Below are 20,527 nucleotides of genomic sequence, written 5' to 3' on the forward strand. Positions count from 1 at the left end.
CGGGGCGGAGCAGGTGACGGAAGGTGACCCTCGTGACGACGTCCGCGAAGATCAGGGAAGTCCCGCTGACCGGGGCGGGCGGCGGCCCGTACGGCATCACGGTCGGCCCCGACGGCGCGCTCTGGCTGACGCTGGTCCATGCCGGCGGCATCGCCCGGATGGACGCGGGCGGCGAGCTGCGCACCTGGTCGGTGGCGGCCGACAGCCGACCGTTGATCATCACGCCGGGCCCCGACGGCGCCCTCTGGTTCACCCGCTCCGGCGACGACCGGATCGGCCGGATCACCACCGACGGCGAGCTGAGCGCCGTCGAGCTTCCGGCCGGGACCGGCCCCTGCGGCATCGCCGCCGGTCCCGACGGCGCCCTCTGGTACGCGGCCATGAGCGCTGACGCGATCGGCCGGGTGACCGTCGACGGGGAGCAGACGCGGTTCCCGTTGCCGGTGAGCGGCGGCTTCGCCTCGATGGTCGCCGCCGGGCCGGACGAGGCCGTCTGGTTCACGCTCAACCAGGCGAACGCGGTGGGCCGGATCGGCATGGACGGCGCGGTGACCCTGCACGCGCTGCCGACCGAGGGGGCCGCGCCGGTCGGCATCACCGCCGGCATCGACGGGGCGCTCTGGTTCGTCGAGATCGGCGCCGGTCAGCTCGGCCGGATCACCCCGGACGGGCGGATCACCGAGTACCCGCTGCCGGACCGGTCAGCCCGGCCGCACGCGATCGTCGCCGACCCGGCCGGCGGCTGCTGGTACACCGAGTGGGGCGGCAACCGCATCGGCCACGTCGCCCCGGGCGGCGCGATCACCACCCACGACCTGCCGACCCCGGCCTCCGAACCCCACGGCCTCACGGTCGCCCCGGACGCCACGGTCTGGGCCGCCCTGGAAACGGGCGCCCTCGCCCACCTGACCCCCGGCCCCTGACCCCCCGCCCCTGACCCCCCGGCCCTGACCCCGGCCCCTGACCCCCGCCCTGACCCGGTGATCATGAGGTTGGCGGTGCGGAATGTCGGTATCGCTGCTGCCAACCCCATGATCGCCGGGGCATGCGGGGGCGCGGGGGCGCGGGGCATGCGGGGGGCGCGGGAGGGAGTGGGCGGGTCAGCGGACGGCGGGGGTGACCGTGAGGGTGCCGGTTTCCGTGTCGAGGGTGGCCTCGGTGCCCACGGGGACGGTGAGCTGGCCGGGGCCGTGACCGATCGGGAGGCCGCCGAGGACGGGCACCCCGAGGTCGCCGAGGCGCTCGGAGAGCACGTCGGCGACGCCGACCGACCAGCCGTCCGCGCAGTCGGTGAACTGGCCCACCGCCACGCCGGCCAGCCCGTCGAGGGCACCGGCGCGGCGGAGCTGGGTGAGCATCCGGTCGACCTTGTAGGGCGGCTCCTGCACGTCCTCGACGAGCAGGATCGCGCCGGTCAGGTCCGGCATGTCGGGGGTGCCCAGCGACGCCACGACCAGGCAGAGGTTGCCGCCCAGCAGCGGGCCGGTGGCCCGGCCGGGCACGCGTACCGCGAAGGTCTCCTCCTCGGCGACGGCGCTCACCGCGACCGGCTCGGTGGTCATCAGGGCGGCGTGCAGCGACTCGGCCGAGCGCAGCGGCGTGCGCTCGTCCAGCCAGGCCGCCCCCGGGCCGTGCACGCCGGCCAGCCGGGCGCCCCGCCAGAGCGCGAACTGCAACGCCGTGATGTCGGAGAACCCGGCGACCACCTTCGGGTCGCGGCGTACGGCGGCCATGTCGATCGCGTCGACGATCCGCTGCGCGCCGTAGCCGCCCCGGGTGCAGATCACCCCGCGCACCTCGGGATCGGCGAACGCGGCGTTCAGGTCGGCGGCGCGCAGTTCGTCCGCGCCGGCGAGGTAGCCCTGCCGGGCGTACGCGTTCGGCGCCAGCACCGGCCGCAGTCCCCAGCCGGTGAGCAGCTCGACGCCCCGGGCCACCCGTTCCGGCCGGGTCGGCCCGGAGGGCGACACCAGCATCACCGTGTCGCCGGGGCGCAGCGCCGGCGGTCGTACGGCGGTGGCGGGCGTCGTGCGGGCGGGGTCGGACACAGCGGCAGAGCCTAGTCGCGTACGTGCGGCGGCGGGCACGCACCGGGCCACCCGTCGCCGCCGCGCCGGTGGAGGCGTTCCGGGTCCGTCCGGGCCACCGGCTAGCCTCGACGTCGTGGCTACCGCGTTGGTGATCGAAAATGACCCGACCGACGACGTCCGCCGGCTGGGTGAGTGGCTGACCGAGGCGGGCCTCGACCTGTGGGTGGTCCGCGCCCACGCCGGTGACGAGATCCCCGCCGACCTGGAGGGGTACGCCGCGCTGGTGGTGCTCGGCGGCGGGCTGCCGCCGTACCCGCTGCCGGACGGGTCGCCCGCCGCGTCCTGGCTCCCGGCGGTGGAGGGGCTGCTGCGCAAGGCCGTCCGGCACCGGGTGCCGACGCTGGGCATCTGCCTCGGCGCGCAGTTGCTCGCCACCGCGCACGCCGGCGAGGTCGTGCGCAGTCCGAGCGGCCCGGAGGTCGGCCCCTGCGTGGTCGGCAAGCGGGACGCCGCCGACACCGACCCGCTGTTCCGTTACGTCCCGCTGATCCCCGACGTGTTCCAGTGGCACTCCGACGAGATCACCGAGCTGCCCCGCGGCGCCACCCTGCTGGCGGCCTCCACCCGCTATCCCCACCAGGCGTTCCGCCTCGGCGACCGGGCCTGGGGATTGCAGTTCCACATCGAGTGCGACACCGCCATGATCGCCGACTGGGCCGCCGACTCGAGGCTGCTGGCCGAGCTGGGTTACGACCCCGACCTGGTGGTGGCGGCCTGCCACGACGTGATGGTCGACGTCGAGGAGGTCTGGCAGCCGTTCGCGGCCCGGTTCGCCGCGCTGGCCCTGGGCGAGCTGGACGACGCCGAGCCCCGCCGCAGCCTGCCCCTGCTCGGGCAGTGATGAGCCGGCCGGCCAGGGCCGCGGGACGGCTCGCCCGCTACGGCTTCGGCACCGACGGCGGTGCCGGCGCCACCCGCGCCGCCGACCTGCTCGGCCCGGACGGGCTGGGGCTGTGGCGGCCGGACGTGCAGGAGCCCACCGACGACCGCGCTTCGGAGCTGCTCGCCGCGCTCTCCCGGGCCGCCGATCCGGACCTGGCGCTGCGCCAGCTGCACCGCATCGTCGAGGCCGAGCGCCGCACCGCCCCGGAACAGGCCGCGTCGGCGCTGCTGGCGGCGCTCGCCGACGATCCCGGCCTGCGCCGGCGGCTGGTCGCCGTCCTCGGCGCCTCCTCCGCGCTCGGCGACCACCTGGTCGCCAACTCCGATCAGTGGCCGGCCCTGCGCACCGCCCCGGACGGGCTGGCGCCGACCGCCGAGGGACGGCTCGACCTGTCCGGCGACGGGCAGCCGGTGGCGGTGCTGCGCAGGGCGTACCGGCTGGCGCTGTTGCGGATCGCGGCGGCCGACCTGACCGGCGGCCGGGGCCTGGAGCAGACCATGGCCGCGCTCTCCGCGCTGGCCGACGCGACCCTGGCGGCGGCGTACGAGATCGCGGTCGGCGAGCTGCCGGAGGGCACCCCCCGGCCCCGGCTCGCCGTCGTGGCGATGGGCAAGTGCGGCGGCGACGAGCTGAACTACGTCTCCGACGTCGACGTGATCTTCGTGGCCGCCGAGGACGACGACCTGGCCGCGGCCACCACGGTCGCCACCCGGCTGATCCACGTCTGCGGGCTGGTCGCCTGGCCGGTCGACGCGGCCCTGCGGCCGGAGGGCAACCGGGGGCCGCTGGTGCGGACGCTGGCCAGCCACCTCGCCTACTACCGGCGCTGGGCGCGCACCTGGGAGTTCCAGGCGCTGCTCAAGGCGCGGCCGGCGGCCGGCGACCTGGCGCTGGGCCGGGAGTGGATCGACCAGCTCGCCCCGCTGGTGTGGCGGGCCGCCGAGCGGCCCGAGGCGGTCGAGGACGTCCGCGCCATGCGGCGCAAGATCATCGACAACATCCCGCCGAAGGAGCTGGAGCGCGAGATCAAGCGCGGCCCTGGTGGGTTGCGCGACATCGAGTTCGCCGTGCAGCTGCTGCAACTGGTGCACGGCCGGGGCGACGAGTCGCTGCGGGTGCCCGGCACCATCCCGGCGCTGCGCGCGCTGGTCGCCGGCGGCTACGTCGGCCGGGCCGACGGCGAGGCGCTGCTGCGCGGCTACCGCTTCCTGCGCGGCGTCGAGCACCGCCTCCAGCTCCAGGGCCTGCGCCGCACCCACACCGTGCCGACCGAGCCGGCCGCGCTGCGCTGGCTGGCCGCCGCGCTGGGCCACACCGCCACGCCGGGCCGCAGCGCCGTCGAGGAGTTCCGCGCCGAGTGGGTCACCCACGCCGCCGAGGTACGCCGCCTGCACGCCAAGCTGCTCTACCGGCCGCTGCTGGAGTCGGTGGCCCGGGTGCCGGCCGACGGGCTGCGGCTGACCCCCGAGGCGGCCCGGCACCGGCTGGAGATCCTCGGCTTCGCCGACCCCGCCGGGGCGCTGCGTCACCTCCAGGCCCTCACCGGCGGGGTGAGCCGCACCGCCGCCATCCAGCGCACCCTGCTGCCGGTGCTGCTCAGCGAGTTCGCCGACGCCCCCGAGCCGGACCGCGGCCTGCTCAACTACCGGCAGGTCTCCGACTCCCTCGGCAGCACCCCCTGGTACCTGCGCCTGCTGCGCGACTCGGGGCCGGTGGCCCGCCGGCTGGCCCGGGTGCTCTCCTCCTCCCGGTACGCCGCCGACCTGCTGGCCCGCGAGCCGGAGGCGCTGCGGCTGCTGGCCGAGGAGAGCGAGCTGACCCCCCGGCCCAGCGCGGTCCTCTGCGAGGGCTTCGCCGCCGCCGCGGCCCGGCACGCCGACCCGGTCGAGGCCACCCGGGCCATCCGCGCGCTGCGCCGCCGCGAACTGGTCCGGATCGCCTGCGCCGACCTGCTGAGCCGGGCCGGCTCGCTGGCCCCGTCGCCACCCCGGCCCGACGGCGGGCGCGCGGCGTTGGGCCTGACCGACGTGACCGCCGTCGGCACCGCCCTGGCGGACGTCACGGACGCCACCCTGGCCGCCGCGCTGCGGGCCGCCCGCGCGGCCCAGCCGCCCGTGCCGGGGCTGCGCTTCGCCGTCATCGGCATGGGCCGGCTCGGCGGGTACGAGTCGAACTACCTCTCCGACGCCGACGTGCTCTTCGTCTACGACGCCCCGGCCGGCGCGGGCGACGGCGCGGCCGGCGCCGCCCGCGCGATCGCCGAGGAGCTGCGCCGGCTGCTCGGCATGCCCGCGCCCGACCCGCCGCTCGGCGTCGACGCCGACCTGCGCCCGGAGGGCCGGCAGGGTCCGCTGGTGCGCAGCCTCGCCGCGTACGCGCAGTACTACGCCCGCTGGTCGAAGGTGTGGGAGGCGCAGGCGCTGCTGCGCGCCCGGTTCGTCTGCGGCGACGCCGACCTCGGCGCCGAGTTCGCGGCGATGGTCGACCCGGTGCGCTACCCGGCGGAGGGGCTGACCCGCGAGCAGGTGGTGGAGATCCGCCGGATCAAGGCGCGGGTGGAGCACGAGCGGCTGCCCCGGGGCGCCGATCCGACCACCCACACCAAGCTCGGCCGGGGTGGCCTCGCCGACGTCGAGTGGGCCGTGCAGCTGCTCCAGCTCCGGCACGCGGGGGCGATCCCGGCGCTGCGCGGCACGCGTACGCTCGACGCCCTCGCGGCGGCCCAGGACGCGGGCCTGGTCGATCCGACGGACGCCGTCGAGATGGCGGCCGGCTGGACGCTGGCCGCGCAGGTCCGCAACGCGCTGATGCTGGTCCGCGGCCGGGAGGGCGACCAACTGCCCCGGCACGGCGTCGAGCTGGCCGGGGTGGTCCGGCTGCTCGGCCGGGACGACCCCGGCGAGTTCCTCGACGAGTACCTGCGCACCGGCCGCCGCTCCCGCGCGGCGATGGAACGGGTGCTCGACTCCTGAGCCCGCCGCCCGGCCGAGCGGGCCCGGCCGGGGCGCTCGCCCCGCCGGTCGGCTCCGGGGCGGGGGCGGGTCCCGCCGCCGGCGCGGACCTCAGACGCGGCGGTGCACCAACACCACGTGGTCGACCAGCTCGCCGGTCTCACCGTTCGGGCCGGTGGCCTGCCGGCGCGGGGCGTCGAGCCGCTCGGTGTCCCACCGGTCGGGGTCGAGGTCGAGCGCGGCCAGGGTCTCCTGCGGGGTGGAGAAGCGGGCGTGCGCGTGGTCGTGCCGCCCCCACGGCGGGGCCTCGCCGTGCTCGACGACGAGCAGCCGGCCGCCGGGGCCCACGGCCCGGGCCGCCGACCGCAGCAGCTCCGCCCGGGGGAACTCCAGCGGCGACTGGAGGAACTGCGCGGAGACCAGGTCGTACTCGCCCGGCGGGAAGGTCCGGGTGAGGTCGTGCCGGCGGAACTCGATGCGGGAGACGACCCCGGCGGCGGTCGCCTCCTCGGCCGCCCGGGCCAGGGCGGTCTCGGAGACGTCGACGGCGGTCACCCGCCAGCCCCGCCCGGCCAGCCAGATCGCGTCGCCGCCCTCACCGCAACCGAGGTCCAGCACGGTGCCGGCCGGCAGCGAGCTGGCGACATCGACCAGGATCGGGTTCGCCCGGCCGCTCCAGACCCGCTCGTGCCGCCCGTAGTGCTCCTCCCAGAACCGCGCGGTCTCCTCGTCCACGTCGGGGTGCTGCCGCCCGTCGTGTCCGGTGGCCGCCGGGGTGTCGTCGTGCCGGTGCTCGCCGGTCGTCGCGTCGTGGTGCACGTCGTCCTCCTGCTGCGCTGCCTGCGTACCTGCCACGTCGATCGTGGCGCGGCGGCGGCGCGGGAGCAAAGAATGTTGCCGGATCGGCAAAAGTTGGGCAGCCGTCCCCGGTGCCGCAGGTGGGTGACTGGTCAGCTGCCGAGCCGGTACTGCCCGGCGCGCGGCACGGTCACCGCCGTCCAGTCGCCGGCGGCGGCGACCGTGGCCCCGCCCGAGGCGGTCAGCCAGCGGCTGTGCCGCACCCGGACCGGCACCGTGCCGGCGGCCGGCGCCCGGAACGTCACCGAGGCGCCGTCGTGCGCGACCAGCTCGGCCGGCGCCCCGACGATCGGGGCCGGGTCCGTCACCGCCCAGACCCGCCAGTGCGGGCCGGACCAGACGGGCGTCAGGTAGGGCAGCCCGCCCGCGACCAGTTCGGCCTCGGCCCGCCCCACCCAGGACAGCGGGGCGCCCGGCACCGCGACGAACTGCACCGCGTTGTCGGTGAGCCAGTCCCGGTAGCTCGCGGCGGTCAGTGGCACCCCGGTGCCCGCGGCCCCCGGCACGGTGGTGAAGAAGAGCGGGTTGCGGTCGATGTCGGCCTGCCGCAGCCAGCCCCGGGCCAGGGGCACCTCGCCCAGCCTCGCCGCCTCCCAGTAGTTGCGGGTCGGCGGCACCTCCACCCGGCCGGTGAGCCGCTGCCCGTCGAGGAACGCCCGCAGCGGCGCGAAGTAGGCCGCCCGGCTGGTCGGGTCGTCGACGCTGCGCAGGTCGGCGGGGGGCACCGGCGGCTGCCACCAGCACACCGCCGCCAGCAGCGCGGCCAGCGCGACGCCACCCCGGACCCGCGTGCCGCCCCCGACTCCGGTCCGCCCGCCCCCGACGGGGCGCGGAGCGGACGACGCGGCGAACCGGGCCAGCCACGCGGTCGTCCGGGCCGGGGGGCGGGCGGCGGCGGCCAGCAGGGGCAGGGCGAACATGACGGCCAGCCGGGTGGCGTTCAGCCCGACCGGGGTGTGCACCAGCGCCGCCGCCAGCACCCCGGCCGCCGAGAGCAACGCCCCGACCCGCACCGGCCGGTAGCCCACGAGCGCGGCCACGAGCAGGCTGGTCAGCACGGCGCGGACCGTGTCGGTGCGGCTGATGTTCATCCAGCCGCCGTCGCCGAAGAGCAGGGCGGTCAGCCCGAGCGGCAGCGCGGCGGCGACGCCGAGCACCAGCCCGTCGGCGTACCTGCGGGTCAGCAGGAGCGCCGCCCCGGCCAGGCCGACGAAGAGGCCCGCGACCGGGCTCGTCGCGGAGGCCAGCAGCGCACCGGCCGCCGCCAGCCCGAGCCGCCCGAACCGCGCCCCCCGCTCCGGGCCGGCGTCTGCCTCAGCGTCGGCGGGGCCCCGGGGGAGGGTGAGGGCGAGCAGTGCGCCGAGGCCGAAGGCCACCCCGAGGCCGTACGTCACCCGGCCCGAGACCAGGTTGCCGGCGATGGTGAGCACCCCGACGAGGCTGCCGAGCAGCGGGCGGGGCACCCCGGTACGCACCAGCAGCGCCGCGAGCGCGGTCGTCGCCGCCACCAGGGCCAGGGCGCCGGTGACCCGCACCCCGAGCAGCGCCATCACCGGCTGCGAGAGCAGGCTGTAGCCGAACTGCTGCACGCCGCCGTACCAGCGCAGGTCCACCGGGGCGAGGCCGTGCGCGGTGAAGAAGTCGGCCCGCGCGACCTGCGCGGCGAGGTCGGAGCCGGTCGGCGGGAGGGCGACGAGGACCACGCCGAGGAGCACGGCGGAGACGGCGGCCACCGCCACCACCCGACTGCGCCGCATGCCCACCTCCGTACCGCGACCACCGTACTGGCAGCATGTCGGGCGTGCCTCACCACCTCGCGCGCTGGCTCGGCCTCGCCGGCTCGACGCTGCTCGCCGTGGCCGCGTTCCTCGGCGGCGCGTTCCCCGACGGCGACCTGCGCCCCACCCCGGTCAGCATCTGGCAGGGCCCGTACGGCCCGCTGATCATCGCCACCTGGGCGGTCGGCACCGGCGCGATGGCGTACGCCTGGTGGGCGCTGCGCGACCGGGTGCCGTCGACCCGCTGGGCGCTGCTCACCGTCGGGCTCTGGCTGCTGCCGCTGCTTCTCACGCCCCCGCTGGGCAGCCGGGACGTGTACGCGTACGCGTGCCAGGGGGCCAGCTACTCCGCCGGTCTCAACCCGTACGAGCAGGGTGTCTCGGCGCTGCCGTGCCCGTGGCTGGACACCATCTCCTACATCTGGCGGGACACCTCGGCGCCGTACGGGCCGCTGTTCGTGCTGCTCGCCGGGGCGGTGGTGAAGGCGACCGGGTCGCTGGTCGGCAGCATCGTGCTGTTCCGGCTGCTCGCCCTGGCCGGAGTGGGGCTGACCGCGGCCTGCCTGCCGGTGCTGGCCCGCCGCTGCGGCGTACCGGCCGGCCGGGCGGTCTGGCTGGCGATGGGCTCGCCGCTGATCGGGGTGCACCTGATCTCGGGGGCGCACAACGACGCGTTGATGGTGGGGCTGCTCGTCGCCGGGCTGGCCGTGGTGGTGTCCCGCCCCGGCCGCCCCGGGCCGCTGCTCGGCGGGGGAGTGCTGCTCGGCCTCGCCGTCGCGATCAAGGTGACCGCGCTGGTCGTGGTGCCGTTCGCGGCGCTGGCCGCGATCGTCGGGGCGTACTCGATCAGGGCGCTGGTGCGCGACGGAGGGTGGGTGGTCGGCGGCGCGGTCGCCGCCGTGGTCGGCGCGACCCTCGCCACCGGCCTCGGCTTCGGCTGGGTGACCGGGCTGGAGCAGGGCGGCCTGGTGATCGCCTGGACCTCGCCGCCGACGGCGGTGGGGCAGACCGTCGCCTACCTCGCCGCGCCGTTCGGCTGGCACGGCGACCCGCTGCCGGCCACCCGGGGGATCGGCATGGCGGCGCTGGCGCTGGTGCTGCTCTGGCTGTGGTGGCGGGCGCGCACCCGGGAGCCGATCTGGCACGCGGGCCTGGCGCTCGCCGCCACCGTCGCGCTCGCCCCGCTCTACCACCCCTGGTACTGGACGTGGCCACTGGCCGTGCTCGCGGCCACGGCCCGGCGCACCGGGTGGTTTGCCGTCGTCGCGATCGTCTCGTCGTTCCTGGTGCTCGCCGACGGCACGGGGCTGCCCCGGTACACCAAGACCGTCGGGGCGCCGCTGATGACGCTGTTCGTGATCGTGGTGGTGGTCCGCTTGGTACGGTCGGCCCGGGCGGCCCGCCGGCCGGCCGCCGTGGACTGAGGAGAGGGACGCCGGTGACCGCTCCCGGCGCTCCGCCGGTCCCGCCCGGCACCCCGCAGCCGCCCGGACCCCCGCCGCCGCCCGAGGGCCCGCCACTCCGGCCTCTGCCGCCGTCCCCCGGTGCCGCCCGGTCCGCCCGCTGGGCCGGCCTGGCCGGGGCGGTGCTGCTGACCGTCGCCGGCTGGCTCGGCGGCGCGCTGCCCCGGGCCACCGGTGTTCCGGGCCCCGGCGGGGGGCCGTGGGCGGTCGCGCTGTGGCTCGTCGGCACCGCCCTGCTGGTCGGCGCCTGGTGGGCGCTGCGCCGGGGCGCGCCGTCGACGCGCTGGGCGTACCTGACGGCCGGGCTGTGGGCGCTGCCGCTGCTGGCCGCCCCACCGCTGGGCAGCCGGGACGTCTACTCGTACGCCTGCCAGGGCTGGGCGTACGCGCACGGCGTCGACCCGTACGCTACCGGCGTCGCCGAGGCCGGCTGTCCCTGGGTGGAGTCGGTCGCGCCGATCTGGCGGGACACGCCCGCGCCGTACGGGCCGTTCTTCGTGCTGCTCGCCGCGCTCGCGGTGACTCTCGGCGGCGGCCTGGTGGGCGCGATCGTGGCGTTCCGGCTGTTGGCGGTCGCCGGGGTGCTGCTGGCCGCCCTCTGCCTGGTCGGGCTGGCCGGGGCCGCCGGCGTGCCGACCCGCCGGGCGGCCTGGCTGGCGCTGGCCAGCCCGCTGGTCGGGGTGCACCTGATCGCCGGCGCGCACAACGACGCGGTGATGCTCGGCCTGCTGATGCCGGGCCTGCTGGTGCTCGTCCGCCGCCCCGGCAGGCCGGGGCCGCTGCTGCTGGCGGGGGCGCTGCTCGGGCTGGCGGTGACCGTGAAGGCGACCGCCGTGGTGGTGCTCCCGTTCGCGGCGCTGGCGGCGGTGCTCGGCCGCTACACCGTCCGGGCGCTGCTGCGCGACGCCGGCTGGCTGGCCGGCGGGGCGCTCGGCGCGGTGGCGGTCACCTCGCTGCTGTCCGGCCTCGGGCTGGGCTGGGCGGGCGGGCTGAGCCGCAGCGGTGACTCCGAGCAGTGGACGTCCCCGCCGACGGCGGTGGGCTTCGTCGTCGACTACGCGGGCGGGCTCGCCGGCCGGGAGCCGGGCGCGGTGCCGGCGACCCGCGCGGCGGCGCTGCTGCTGCTCGCGGTGCTGGTGGCGGCGCTGTGGTGGCGGGCCTGGTCGGGGCTGCGCCGCCTCAACGACGTCCGGCAGCGGGTGGCCCGCCTGGACGCCGCCCGCCCCCGGGCCGCCCTGCTCGGCGCCGGCCTGGCGCTGGCCGCCACGGTCGTGCTGGCCCCGGTCTTCCACCCCTGGTACGCCACCTGGCCACTGGCGCTGCTCGCGGTCGCCGCGAGGCGGACCACCTGGATCGTGGCGCCCTGCGCGGCGGCGGCCTTCCTCGCCCTGCCCGACGGCACCAACCTGGCCCGGTTCACCAAGGCCCCGGGCGCGCTGGTGATGACCGCGCTGGCGCTCGGGCTGGCGGTGTGGGGCCTGCTCCGGCTGCGCCGCACCGGTGCCGCGCGTCCGGGCTGAGGACCCCGTTCCGGCCGGCGGGGCCGTGCCGGCGGTGGCGGGGCCGTGCGGCGCCGCCCCCGCCGGGCGGGTTCGTGCGCGCGTTCCGGCCGGTGGGGCCGCGCGGCGTGCTTCGGCCGGCGGGCCGCGCCGCGTGCTTCGGCCGGCGGGCCGTGCGGTGTGCCTCGGCCGGTGGGTCCATGATCAGGGGATGAGCGCAGCCGAGGAACCGTTGCCGGGCAACGCCACCGCCGGCGTGGTGCGCGTCGGCGACACCGTGCGCCGCCCGGTCGGCCCCTGGAGCGACGCGGTGGACGCCCTGCTGGAGCACCTGCACGCGGTGGGATTCTCCGGGGCTCCCCGACCGCTGGGCCGGGACGCGCGGGGCCGGCAGGTGCTGGAGTACGTCCCCGGCGAGGTCGGCGCGGCGTCGGGCACGTACCCGGCGGAGGACCTGTTCACGATCGGCCGGATGCTGGCCGAGCTGCACGAGGCGCTGGCCGGGTTCGTCCCGCCGGCCGGCGCGGCGTGGCAGCGGCTCATCCCGCCGGACCGGGAGGAACTCGTCTGCCACAACGACGTGGCCCCGTGGAACCTGATCAGGGCGGACCGGGGCTGGGTGCTGATCGACTGGGACGCCGCCGCGCCGGGCTCCCGGCTCTGGGACGTCGCGTACGCCGCGCAGAGCATGGCCGGCCTGCGCCCGGACCGGCCGGTGGCCGAGTCGGCGGCCCGGCTGCGCGCCTTCGCCGACGGCTACCGCCTGGACGAGGCGTCCCGCCCGGCCCTGGCCGCTCTGCTGGGCCGTCGCGCCCGGGCGATGTACGACCTGCTGCGCGAGGGCGCGGAGGAGCGGCGCGAGCCGTGGGCCCGGATCTGGACCGAGGACGGCCCGTACTGGCTGGCCACCGCCGACCACCTCGACGCCCACGTTGAGACGTGGGAGACCGCCCTCCGCTGACCGCCCTCCCACCACCGCGGCTGCGCCTCGCCCACTGCGGAGGCCGGGCTTCGCCACTCACCGCCGAGGCGGTGGCGGGTGGAACGCCATGGTTGTCAAAACTCTCCGATGACAGCCATGGCGTTCCACCCGCCGCGCGGGTGCCGCTGCCGCTGGTCTAAGGGGCACGCTCGGCGGTGCGCCCGCAGGTCGGGCAGCGGTCGCCGCTCGCGACCGGCCCCGGTCCGCGCCGGCGCTTGCGCAGGGCGATCGTCAGGGGCAGCAGCGCGGGGCCGGCCAGGCAGACCACGACGGCCGTCGCGGCGAGCACGGGCCAGCCCGGGTTGGGCGCACCGCGCATGTTGCCGTCGACCGCGCCGCCCAGCGGTCGCAGGAAGAGCAGGCCGACCGGGGTCAGCAGCACCAGCAGCGCCCAACCGCCCCGATGGTCGGCCCGCAGGGCCAGCCCCGCCCCGAGCAGCAGCACCACGAGGAGCAGAACCACGGCGGCACCGGGCAGGATCTGACTCGCCGTCCAGCTGTAGTAGCTGAGAAAGAGGTCGTTCCGGGGCAGGACGTTGACGCTCGCGAGGCCGGTGGCGGCGATGGCGATCAGGGGCGCCGCCCGTACCGACGCCGGCAGCCGGTCGGGCAGGCCCAGCGCCACCAGCCCCAGCCCGACCTGCGGCAGCAGCACGAACAGCGGCGGGCGGGGCAGGCCGGCGAGGGCGGCGACCGGCACGACCGCGACGGTGGACAGCAGGGCGAGAGCCACGGCACGGCGGGTCCAGCGGCCCGGCGCCACCGCGTGCGCCACCGCGGCGAGCAGCCAGGCGGCCCACACGCCGATCCCCAGCGAGACGAACGGCCCGGCGTTCGGCACGCCCCACTCCGCTCGCGGCGGGTGCAGTTCCAGCACCGACCAGACCGCCGCCAGGGCGGTCGCGGTGAAGAAGGCGAGGACGGCGGCGAGGCGTACGCCCGGGATCAGGTCGGCGGCCCCGGCGGCCCGCAGCCGCTGGCGGAGGCCGCCGCGCAGCAGGTCCGCGGCGTCCGCGGGCGAGGGCCAGCGCCGCTCCGGGCCGGCCAGGTCGAGGTACGTGCCGACGATCTCCGCGCCGCGCGCCCGGCGGTACTCGGCCGGGTAGGCGCGCAGCAGGCGGTGGTAGCGCCGCTCCAGCTCGCTCATGCCAACCCCCCGGCGGTACGCGGGGCGAGCGGCCGGGCCGCGCGGGCGCGCAGGCGGACGGTGGCCGCCTCGACGTTGCGGCGCATGCGCTCGGTCTCGGCGGTCAGCGTGGCGTCGCCGGTGGGGGAGAGGCGGTAGTAGCGGCGCAGCCGGCCGTCCACCACCTCCTCGCGGTCGACCTCCACCAGGCCGGCGTCGACCAGCCGGTCGAGCGCGCCGTAGAGGGTGCCCGGCCGCAGCGACACGCGCCCGTCGGAGAGGGCGGTGACCTCGCGGATCAGGCCGTATCCGTGCATCGGCTGGCCGGCCAGTGCGGTGAGGATCAGGAAGGTGGGTTCGCGCAGTGGTGTGTCCACGCCCCGCAATATAATGGACACGAAGGTATGTCGGCGTCCGTTACACGCCGAGCGGAGGAACGTTCCGGCCCGCACCGCCCGGCGGAGGGTCGGTGCGGCGGGCGCACAGACGGAAAGGCCCCGGGCGGACCCGGGGCCTTCCTGTGGTTCTCCTGCCGCGTCAGCAGTCGAAGTGCGTCAGCAGTCGAAGTACATGGCGAACTCGTGCGGGGTCGGGCGCAGGCGCACCGGGTCGACCTCGTTGGCCCGCTTCCACTCGATCCAGGTCGAGATCAGGTCGGGCGTGAACACGCCACCGTCGAGCAGGTAGTCGTGGTCGGCCTCCAGCGAGTCGAGCACCGCCGACAGCGAGCCCGGCACCTGCTTGACGTCGCCCCACTCCTCCGGCGGCAGGTCGTAGAGGTCCTTGTCGATCGGCGCCGGCGGCTCGATCTTGCTCTTGATGCCGTCCAGGCCGGCCATCATCATCGCCGAGAAGGCCAGGTAGACGTTGGCCGACGGGTCCGGCACGCGGAACTCGACGCGCTTGGCCTTCGGGTTGCTGCCGGTCACCGGGATGCGGGTGCAGGCGGAGCGGTTGCGCTGCGAGTAGACCAGGTTGACCGGCGCCTCGAAGCCCGGCACCAGCCGGCGGTACGAGTTGACCGTCGGGTTGGTGAAGGCCAGCAGCGACGGGGCGTGGTGCAGCAGGCCGCCGATGTACCAGCGGGCCATGTCCGACAGGCCGGCGTAGCCGGTCTCGTCGTAGAACAGCGGCTCGCCGTTCAGCCACAGGCTCTGGTGGGTGTGCATGCCGGAGCCGTTGTCGCCGAAGAGCGGCTTCGGCATGAACGTCGCGGTCTTGCCGTTGGCCCAGGTCTCGTTCTTCACGATGTACTTGAAGAGCTGGAGCTGGTCGGCCGCGTGCAGCAGCGTCGAGAACCGGTAGTTGATCTCGGACTGGCCGGCGGTGCCCACCTCGTGGTGCGAGCGCTCCACGGTGAATCCGCTGTCGACCAGCCGGCGCACGATGCTGTCGCGCAGGTCGGCGAGGTGGTCGACCGGCGGCACCGGGAAGTAGCCGCCCTTGTACGCGGTCTTGTAGCCGCGGTTGCCGCCCGGCTCCTCGCGGCCGGTGTTCCAGGCGCCCTCGATCGAGTCGATGTAGTAGAACGACTGGTGCGCCGAGGTCTCGTGGCGGATGGAGTCGAAGATGTAGAACTCCGCCTCCGCGCCGAAGTACGCGGTGTCGGCGATGCCGCTGGCGGCCAGGTAGGCCTCGGCCTTCTTCGCCACGTTGCGCGGGTCCCGGCTGTAGGCCTCGCGGGTGAACGGGTCGTGGATGAAGAAGTTGAGCGCGAGGGTCTTCTGCGCCCGGAAGGGGTCGATGAAGGCGGTGGCGACGTCCGGGAGCAGGAGCATGTCCGACTCGTGGATCGCCTGGAAACCGCGGATCGACGAACCGTCGAAGGCCAGGCCCTCGGTGAAGAAGGCATCGTCGACAGACTCGACCGGCAGGTTGAAGTGCTGCATCACGCCGGGCAGGTCACAGAAACGTACGTCGACGAACTTCACGTCCTCGTTCTTGAGGTATCGCAGGAGTTCCTCGGGATTGGCGAACACACGTCCTCCTGGCACGTCCACGGGTGGCTAGGCTCTTGGCGACGCTATGGCGGCGCGGTTGCCCGGCCATGTCTTGAGTGTTTCTGCCGTGTTACGTCCCTCGCGGAGCGTCATCCGCGCCGCTCGGGCGGGCCGGACCGTGCGACGGGACACCCCCGGCTGTGCCATTCTATTGACACTTGCTCGCTTTCGCCCCTTTTTGCTGCCCGGTTGCGGGCGACCGTCCCCGATCCGTCCGTACGCCCTGGATACCCTTGACCGTTGTGACCAAGCCGCATGATCGCCCCGTACCGCCCGCGACGGATCCCGCCTTCACCCCGCCCAGCCTGGGGCGCCGGTTCGGCGCGCTGGTGATCGACTGGGTGCTCTGCCTGCTCGTCGCCGGTGGGTTCGCCGACCCGGTCCGCGACGGATGGGCGCCCGTGCTGGTGCTGATCGTCGAGTACGGCTTCTTCCTCGGGCTCTTCGCGCAGACGCCGGGCATGTTCATCACGAAGATCCGCTGCGTCGCCTGGGTCGACGGCGGTCGCATCGGGGTGGCCCGGGCCCTGCTGCGCGGCCTGCTGCTCGCCCTGGTCGTCCCGGCCCTGCTGATGGACGGCCACCGTCGCGGCCTGCACGACCGGCTGGCGGGCTCCGTCGTCACCGACGCCCCCCGCCCCTGACAGACGGCAAGAGCCGGGCCCTTCGCACGGGCCCGGCTCTTCGCGTACGCGTCGGGGGTCAGCGACCGCGCGTCTGGCGGAACGCGCCCCGCGCGGGTCGCATGTTCTTCGGGATCGCGCCCTTGGGCATCTGCGGGCGGGCGGTGAGCGCCTTGAGCCGCTTGTCCAGCGAGTTGACGTCCTTGCCGCTGAGGTTGCGCGGCAGCCGCATCAGCGTCATCCGCAGCTTGCGGATCGGCAGCTCGCCCTCCTCCTGGCCGATGACGTAGTCGAAGAGCGGGGCGGAGCCGATCACCTTCGCCAGCCGCCGCTTCTCCTGGCCGAGCAGCCCGCGCACCCGCTGCGGGTTGCCCTCGGCCAGCAGGATCACGCCGGGCCGGCCGATGACCAGGTGGACCATGTCCATCTGCGTGGTGGAGCTGACCGCCGGGGTGACCCGCCAGTCGCCCCGCATGCTCTCCATGATCTGGGCCGCCGCGCCGGGCTGCCCCTCGGCGGCGTTCATCATCGCCTTGTTGGACCGCAGGTTGAGCACGATCAGCAGGCAGAGCAGGGCGAACAGGATGCCCAGCGGCAGCCATAGCCAGCCCCAGATCAGGACCGCGACCACGGTGAGCGCGAGCGGGATCAGCACCGCGGCGGCGGCCAACGGCGCGAACCACCGGTCCTGCTTGGCGGTGAACTTGAACACCATCCCGATCTGCTTCAGCCGCTGGCCGAACGAGACCTTCTCCTGGGGCTTTGCCATGCCGCAGAGTCTAGTGGTCGCCGCACGTCGCGTTGTCCGCGGCCGGGCTGAGTACCTTACGCCGCCGTACCGCCGACGAGGGGCGGGAGTAAGGAGGGCAGGCGGGCGAAGATCGGGCGGCGGACCCATGCCCCCGGGGCGCCTTCGCGCGCAGAGTCGGAGTCGACAGCCGAAGACGACCGCAGGGAGCCCCACATGTTCGGCAACGACGCAGACTTCATCCTCTCGATCCACCGTACGCACGCCGCCGAGCTGCACGCCGAGGCCGCGGTCGACCGGCTCGCCCGGGCCCTGCCGCGCCGCACCACGCGCGACTGGCTCAGTCGGCGGCATCACCCGGGACGCGCCGGCGACGCGCGTCGGTGAGCGGCCCCGCGCCCCCGGCGGTCGCCACCGACCCGCCGGGGGCCGACGGCGTGCGGGCCGGCCGTGGACGGGACGACGGCGTGCGGGCCGGCCAGCGACAGGCCCGAGCGTGCCGATCACCCGCCCCGCGCCCCGCGCCAGGTGCGCTCCGCTGACCGCCCGGTCAGCGGAGCCGGCGGCGGCGAGGGCCGTGGCATGCTCGGAGCCGTGACCGTACGCGCCGCCAGCACCGTCCTCGTGGGCCGTCAGCGGGAGATCGCGGCCCTGCGCGACGCCCTGGGCCGGGCCCGCGCCGGGGAACCGACCACGGTCCTGGTCGGCGGCGAGGCCGGGGTGGGCAAGACCCGGCTGCTGGAGGAGTTCGGCCGGTCGGCCACCGAGGCCGGGGCGCGGCTGCTGGTCGGCCAGTGCCTCGAACTCGGCGAGGCCGGGCTGCCCTTCGCGCCGTTCGCCGCCGCGCTGCGGGCGGTGCTGCGCCGCGACGGCCCCGGCGTCTTCGACGGGTACGAGGCCGAGTTCGCCCGCCTCCTGCCGGAGCTCGCCCGGGGGTCGGCCGGCGTCGCCGCGCCCGCCGTCGCACTCGTCCCGGACGCTCCGCGCGGTTACCTGTTCGACCTGGTCGCCGAGCTGTTCCAGCGGCTCGCCGCCGGGCAGCCCCTGGTGCTGGTGATCGAGGACCTGCACTGGGCCGACCGGTCCACCCGCGACCTGATCGCCTTCCTCGTGCGCGCCGCCCGCCCCGCCCGGCTGCTGCTGGTCTGCACCTACCGCACCGACGAGCTGCACCGTGGTCACCCGCTGCGGCCCTTCCTCGCCGAGCTGGACCGGGCCCGTGGTGTCGAGCGGATCGAGCTGGGCCGCCTCGACCGGGACGGCACCGGGGCGATCCTCGCGGACCTGCTCGGCGTCGAGCCGCTCGCCCGCGCGGTCGACGACATCCACCAGCGCACCCAGGGCAACCCGTTCTTCATCGAGGAGCTGGCCGCGGCCGGCGGCCCGGTCGGCTGCGGCACCCTGCCCGAGACACTGCGCGACCTGCTGCTGGCCCGGGTGGACCGGCTGCCCGACGCCGCCCAGCGGGTGCTGCGGATGGCCGCCGCCGGGGGCACCCGGTTCGCCCACCAACTGCTCGCCGAGGTCGCCGGGCTGCCCGAGCCGGAGCTGGAGGACGCGCTGCGCGCCGCCGTCGCCGCCCAGCTCGTGGTGGCCGACCCGGAGGGCGACTACGAGTTCCGGCACGCGCTGGTCCGCGAGGCCGTCCACGACGAGCTGCTGCCCGGCGAGCACGCCCGGCTGCACGCCCGCTGGGCGGCGGCCATCGAAGCCCAGCCGCACCTGGTCGCCGCCGGCCGTGCCCCCGCCGAGACGGCCCACCACTGGTACGCCGCGCACGACCACCCCCGGGCCCTGGTGACCGCCCGCACCGCGGCGCGCGCCGCCGCCGACCGGTACGCGTACGCGGAGCAGAGCCGGCTGCTGGAACGGGTGCTGGAGCTGTGGGAGCTGGTGTCCGACGCGGCCGACCGGCTCGACATGGACCACCTCGCGGTGCTGGAGGAGACCATCGCCGCCGCCACCACCGCCGGTGACTACCAGCGCGCGCTCACCCTCACCCGGGCCGCCCTCGCCGAGGTGGACGTCGAGACGGAGCCGCTGCGCGCCGCGCGGCTGCTGGACCGGCGCGGCCGGATGCTCGCCATGCTCGGCAAGAGCGACGGCGCGGCCGAGCTGCGGGAGGCGTACCGGCTGTCCAGCGGGGCGCCGGACGGGCCGGAACGGGTCCGGCTGCTCGCCGACATCGCGGCGCAGCTGTTCCGGCTCGACCCCGAGCAGGCCGGGACGCTCGCGGCGGAGGCGGCGCAGGCGGTGGACGCGCTCGGCGACGACCTGGAACTGCTGCCGACCCGGATCGCCATCCTCTGCCGTACCGAGCCGTCACCCGAGCGCCGCCTGGCCGGGCTGCGCCTGGCCGAGGACCGGGCCCGCGCCGCCGGCTCGGCGCCGGCGTTGGTGAGCGCGCTGGTCCACCTCTCCGACGTGCTGTTCGAGCTGGGCCGGTACGCCGAGTCGGCCGACGCGGCCGCCGCCGGGGCGACCGAGGCGCGCCGGGTCGGCGTCAGCCGCTCCACCGGCGCGTACCTGCTGTCGAACCAGGCCGAGGCGCTGATCGCCCTGGGCCGCTGGGACGAGGCCGACGCCGCCTGCGCGGAGGCGGCCCGGATCGACCTGCCGGGCGTGTCCGGCCTGCACTGGCTCCAGCTCCGCGCGGGGCTGCGGCTGGCCCGGGCCCACCCCACCGCCGAGGAACTGGTGGACCGTGCCCTGGCCTTCCTGGCCCGGCCCTACCTGTGGCCGAACCACCGGCTGCCGCTGCGGGAGCTGCGGATCGAGGCGGCGCTGGCGGCCGACGACCCGGCCGGCGCGGTACGCGCGGCACACGCCGCGCTGGCCGACGAGCGCCTGCCGCAGCTTCCCCGGGAGGGCTGGCCGGTGCTCAGCGCCGTCGCCCGGACCGCCGAGCGGACCGGGGACGCCGAACTGGCCGGCGCGGTGTCCGCACTCGCCGCCGGCCTGCCGGCCCGCCACCCGGCCGAGCGGGCGCACGCCGCCCAGGTGGCGGCCCTCCTGGCCGTCGGCGGCGAAGCACTTGCGGCGTGGCGTACGGCGGTCGCCGCGTGGCGCACCGACGGGCAGCCGTACCCCCTCGGGCGGGCGCTGCTGTCGCTCGCCGAGTCGGCGGCCGCGGCGGGGGAGCGGGACGAGGTGGCGGCGGCGGTCGCCGAGGCCGCCGCGATCGCCGACGGGCTGGGCGCGGCACCGCTCGCGGCGCAGGCCGCCACCCTGGCCCGCCGGGTCGGCCTGCGCGGGGCGACCCGGGGGCGTCCCGGCGCGGACCGGCTCACCCTGCGCGAGCGGGAGGTGCTGCGGCTGGTCGCCGAGGGCCACAGCAACAGCCGCATCGCCGAGCGGCTCTTCATCTCGCCGAAGACGGCCAGCGTGCACGTCTCCCGGATCATCGCCAAGCTCGACGTGAGCAACCGCGTCGAGGCCGCCGCGTTGGCCCACCGCCTCGGCCTGCTCGGCGAGCCCACCACGCCCCGCTGATCCTGTCCCCCGGCGGGTGCCAGTCGAGGGCGAC

The 20,527-nt window shown here is 76.4% G+C and carries 16 protein-coding genes; 9 read left to right on the forward strand and 7 right to left on the reverse strand.

Annotation, left to right across the window (positions count from 1 at the left end; all coding sequences use genetic code 11):
- Nucleotides 1-32: 32 nt before the first annotated feature.
- A complete protein-coding gene (locus tag DER29_RS26690; protein ID WP_121400898.1) occupies nucleotides 33-923 on the forward strand; it encodes a virginiamycin B lyase in 891 nt (296 codons plus the stop codon).
- 177 nt (nucleotides 924-1,100) lie between these two features.
- Here DER29_RS26690 and DER29_RS26695 read toward each other — a convergent pair whose 3' ends face one another.
- Nucleotides 1,101-1,976 carry an LD-carboxypeptidase gene (locus tag DER29_RS26695; protein WP_121400899.1) on the reverse strand — a complete coding sequence of 292 codons (876 nt, stop codon included), beginning with the start codon at nucleotides 1,974-1,976 and terminating at the stop codon, nucleotides 1,101-1,103.
- A gap of 187 nt (nucleotides 1,977-2,163) precedes the next feature.
- Between DER29_RS26695 and DER29_RS26700 the strand changes: the two genes are divergently transcribed.
- Both DER29_RS26700 and DER29_RS26705 read left to right on the forward strand, forming a co-directional pair.
- Nucleotides 2,164-2,931 carry a type 1 glutamine amidotransferase gene (locus DER29_RS26700; RefSeq protein WP_121400417.1) on the forward strand — a complete coding sequence of 256 codons (768 nt, stop codon included), beginning with the start codon at nucleotides 2,164-2,166 and terminating at the stop codon, nucleotides 2,929-2,931.
- Entirely contained in the window at nucleotides 2,931-5,945 is a 3,015-nt protein-coding gene (locus DER29_RS26705; protein WP_121400418.1) for a bifunctional [glutamine synthetase] adenylyltransferase/[glutamine synthetase]-adenylyl-L-tyrosine phosphorylase, read from the forward strand. Before DER29_RS26700 ends, DER29_RS26705 begins: the two co-directional genes overlap by 1 nt.
- Nucleotides 5,946-6,035: 90 nt before the next feature.
- Here DER29_RS26705 and DER29_RS26710 read toward each other — a convergent pair whose 3' ends face one another.
- Complete coding sequence (locus DER29_RS26710; RefSeq protein WP_233600176.1) at nucleotides 6,036-6,779, reverse strand: bifunctional 2-polyprenyl-6-hydroxyphenol methylase/3-demethylubiquinol 3-O-methyltransferase UbiG; 744 nt, start codon at nucleotides 6,777-6,779, stop codon at nucleotides 6,036-6,038.
- Between the two features lie 95 nt (nucleotides 6,780-6,874).
- Nucleotides 6,875-8,539, reverse strand: a complete 1,665-nt coding sequence (locus DER29_RS26715) for a hypothetical protein (RefSeq protein ID WP_121400419.1) — start codon at nucleotides 8,537-8,539, stop codon at nucleotides 6,875-6,877.
- Between the two features lie 44 nt (nucleotides 8,540-8,583).
- On the opposite strand from DER29_RS26715, the gene mptB (DER29_RS26720) reads away from it, so the two are divergent.
- The 3 genes from mptB (DER29_RS26720) (at nucleotide 8,584) to DER29_RS36130 (ending at nucleotide 12,483) form a co-directional block, all read left to right on the forward strand.
- Nucleotides 8,584-9,984: a polyprenol phosphomannose-dependent alpha 1,6 mannosyltransferase MptB gene (mptB, locus tag DER29_RS26720; RefSeq protein WP_199729561.1), complete on the forward strand. Its 1,401-nt coding sequence runs from the start codon at nucleotides 8,584-8,586 to the stop codon at nucleotides 9,982-9,984.
- Between the two features lie 104 nt (nucleotides 9,985-10,088).
- Nucleotides 10,089-11,543, forward strand: a complete 1,455-nt coding sequence (gene mptB / locus DER29_RS26725) for a polyprenol phosphomannose-dependent alpha 1,6 mannosyltransferase MptB (protein WP_121400901.1) — start codon at nucleotides 10,089-10,091, stop codon at nucleotides 11,541-11,543.
- Nucleotides 11,544-11,733: 190 nt separating this feature from the next.
- A complete protein-coding gene (locus DER29_RS36130; RefSeq protein WP_121400421.1) occupies nucleotides 11,734-12,483 on the forward strand; it encodes a phosphotransferase in 750 nt (249 codons plus the stop codon).
- 157 nt (nucleotides 12,484-12,640) lie between these two features.
- Here DER29_RS36130 and DER29_RS26735 read toward each other — a convergent pair whose 3' ends face one another.
- The 3 genes from DER29_RS26735 to glnA all read right to left on the reverse strand — a co-directional run bounded on the left by DER29_RS26735 (nucleotide 12,641) and on the right by glnA (nucleotide 15,609).
- Nucleotides 12,641-13,651 (reverse strand): hypothetical protein, encoded by a 1,011-nt coding sequence (locus tag DER29_RS26735; RefSeq protein WP_121400422.1) that lies wholly within the window; start codon nucleotides 13,649-13,651, stop codon nucleotides 12,641-12,643.
- Nucleotides 13,648-14,007, reverse strand: coding sequence for a PadR family transcriptional regulator (locus DER29_RS26740; protein ID WP_121400423.1), 360 nt, complete (start codon nucleotides 14,005-14,007; stop codon nucleotides 13,648-13,650). Before DER29_RS26740 ends, DER29_RS26735 begins: the two co-directional genes overlap by 4 nt.
- Before the next feature lie 177 nt (nucleotides 14,008-14,184).
- Nucleotides 14,185-15,609 carry a type I glutamate--ammonia ligase gene (gene glnA, locus DER29_RS26745; RefSeq protein ID WP_121400424.1) on the reverse strand — a complete coding sequence of 475 codons (1,425 nt, stop codon included), beginning with the start codon at nucleotides 15,607-15,609 and terminating at the stop codon, nucleotides 14,185-14,187.
- 263 nt (nucleotides 15,610-15,872) lie between these two features.
- Between glnA and DER29_RS26750 the strand changes: the two genes are divergently transcribed.
- Complete coding sequence (locus DER29_RS26750) at nucleotides 15,873-16,274, forward strand: RDD family protein (protein ID WP_121400425.1); 402 nt, start codon at nucleotides 15,873-15,875, stop codon at nucleotides 16,272-16,274.
- 58 nt (nucleotides 16,275-16,332) lie between these two features.
- On the opposite strand, the gene DER29_RS26755 is transcribed toward DER29_RS26750, so the two are convergent.
- A complete protein-coding gene (locus tag DER29_RS26755; RefSeq protein ID WP_121400426.1) occupies nucleotides 16,333-17,022 on the reverse strand; it encodes a DUF4191 domain-containing protein in 690 nt (229 codons plus the stop codon).
- A 195-nt stretch (nucleotides 17,023-17,217) separates the two neighbouring features.
- Here DER29_RS26755 and DER29_RS34725 point away from each other — a divergent pair, with 195 nt between their 5' ends.
- Nucleotides 17,218-17,388: a hypothetical protein gene (locus DER29_RS34725; RefSeq protein ID WP_199729562.1), complete on the forward strand. Its 171-nt coding sequence runs from the start codon at nucleotides 17,218-17,220 to the stop codon at nucleotides 17,386-17,388.
- A 207-nt stretch (nucleotides 17,389-17,595) separates the two neighbouring features.
- The gene (locus DER29_RS26760) at nucleotides 17,596-20,493 is read left to right on the forward strand and encodes a helix-turn-helix transcriptional regulator (RefSeq protein ID WP_233600177.1); all 2,898 of its coding nucleotides are present in this window, start codon (nucleotides 17,596-17,598) and stop codon (nucleotides 20,491-20,493) included.
- Nucleotides 20,494-20,527: the final 34 nt, after the last annotated feature.

The sequence above is a fragment of the Micromonospora sp. M71_S20 genome (assembly GCF_003664255.1).
Classification (GTDB): domain Bacteria; phylum Actinomycetota; class Actinomycetes; order Mycobacteriales; family Micromonosporaceae; genus Micromonospora.